Below are 2,015 nucleotides of genomic sequence, written 5' to 3' on the forward strand. Positions count from 1 at the left end.
GACGGCAGCACCGTTCCCAACGCCACCACCGCGCACTTCACCTGGGATGCCAACACCCTTGCCGGGACCGTCGTATCCACCGACGTGGTACCCGTCTGTGGCCAGCAACCGGGCCATCAGGAGACCAACAACATGCAGCTCAAATTGGTCCCCTGAGCGAGGTATCAACGCGCGCCGTTGGCGTCCCTGTCAGTCCGTACCCTCAAAGGGGTGACGGCTGCGCGCGCGGAGTCCCCGGAGTTGGTCGCACTGCTGGCCGGCCGCCGGGTCGTGGTGCTGACCGGAGCGGGGATGTCCACCGACTCCGGCATCCCCGACTATCGCGGGCGGGATTCGCCGCCGAGCAATCCGATGACGATTCGCCAGTTCACTTCGGACTCGGTGTTCCGGCAGCGGTATTGGGCGCGCAATCATGTTGGTTGGCGGCACATGGACGGCACCCGGCCCAACGCCGGGCATCGGGCGGTGGCCGCACTCGAACACGCCGGTGTGGTCGATGGCGTCATCACCCAGAACGTCGACCTGCTGCACACCAAGGCGGGCAGCCGCAACGTGATCAACCTTCATGGCACCTACGCACAGGTGGTTTGCCTGAAGTGTGGCGAGTCCATCAGTCGCGCAGCGCTGGCCGAACAACTCGACACGCTGAACCCGGGTTTCACCGAACGGGTCGCGGCGGTCGGCGGCTTGGCGGTGGCCCCGGACGCTGACGCCGTGATCGCCGACACCGCGTCCTTTCGCTATGCCGACTGCGCATCGTGTGGTGGCATGCTCAAACCCGACATCGTATATTTCGGCGAAAATGTACCTAAAGCTGTTGTTGGACAAGCATTTTCGCTGATTGACGCGGCCGATGCCCTGCTGGTCGCGGGCTCGTCGTTGACGGTGTTCTCCGGCTATCGCTTCGTGCGCCACGCCGCGGCGCAGAACACTCCGGTAGCCATTGTCAACCGCGGACCCACCCGCGGCGACGATCTGGCCACCGTCAAGGTCGATGGCGGCTGCTCGGAATTGCTGACGCTGCTGACCGAGGAGCTCGTGGCCGACGCCAGTTAGCTAGAACGTGCAGGGCATGCTGCGGATGCCGTGAATAAAGTTGCCGGCCAGATAAACCGGGTCGCCGGCCTCGATATCCGGCAGCTGGTGCAACAGCTCACCGAAGATCGCGCGCAGTTGCGCCCGAGCCAGGTTGGCACCCAAACAGAAGTGCACACCACCTCCGCCGAAACCAACATGCGGGTTGGGGGTGCGGCTCAGGTCCAGGCGCTCGGGATGCTCGAACACGTCGGTGTCGTAATTGCCCGAAGAGTAGAACATCACCACCTTCTCGCCGGCGCGGATGGCTTGGCCGCCGATCTCGACATCCTTTGCAGCCGTGCGGCGGAACGTCATCACCGGGCTGGCCCAACGAATGAACTCCTCGACCGCTCCACCGATGCGATTATCGAAATCCTCCAGCAGCCAGGCGCGTTGGTCGGCGAAGTCGGTCAGGGCTTTCAACGCGTGGCTGGTGGTCTGACGAGTGGTGTCATTGCCGGCGACGGTCATCAACACGAAGAACGCGGCAATGTCGGCATCGGATAGTCGGTCGCCGTCGACTTCCGCGTTCACCAGCCCACTGAACAAATCGTCACCGGGATGCTCCCGGCGCTCTGCGGCGAGCATCCCGGCCACTTGATGAACGTACGTCTGCGCCTCGAATAACACCTCCAGCGGGTGGCGACCGTTGAGGTATTCCGGGTCGCCCGACGAGACCATTGCGTCGGCGGCGTGCGCCAAGCTTTGCCGCTCCGACTCAGGGATGCCCACCATGTCCGACAGCGTGCGAATGGGCAGTTCTTTCGCGCATAGCTCGACGAAGTCGGCGCCGCTTCCTGCGGCTTTGAGCTCCTCCACGATGGCCTTCGCATTCGCCTGGATCGAGTCCTCGATGCGCCGGACCTGTCGAGGGGTGAATGCGGCGCTGACCAGCTTGCGCAGGAAGGTGTGCCGCGGCGGATCCATGGCCAGGAAGG

Annotated in this window: 2 protein-coding genes; one reads left to right on the forward strand and one right to left on the reverse strand. The window is 64.2% G+C overall.

Annotated elements, in window-relative coordinates; genetic code table 11:
* Positions 1-210 precede the first annotated feature (210 nt).
* Positions 211-1,056, forward strand: a complete 846-nt coding sequence (locus WAO18_RS03640) for an NAD-dependent protein deacetylase (RefSeq protein WP_422203979.1) — start codon at positions 211-213, stop codon at positions 1,054-1,056.
* On the opposite strand, the gene WAO18_RS03645 is transcribed toward WAO18_RS03640, so the two are convergent.
* Positions 1,057-2,015 (reverse strand): cytochrome P450 (locus tag WAO18_RS03645; RefSeq protein WP_422203981.1); only part of this gene is annotated, 959 nt, incomplete at its 5' end. It abuts the gene before it with no gap.

It is taken from the genome of Mycobacterium sp. (assembly GCF_049278535.1).
Taxonomy (GTDB): Bacteria; Actinomycetota; Actinomycetes; order Mycobacteriales; family Mycobacteriaceae; genus Mycobacterium.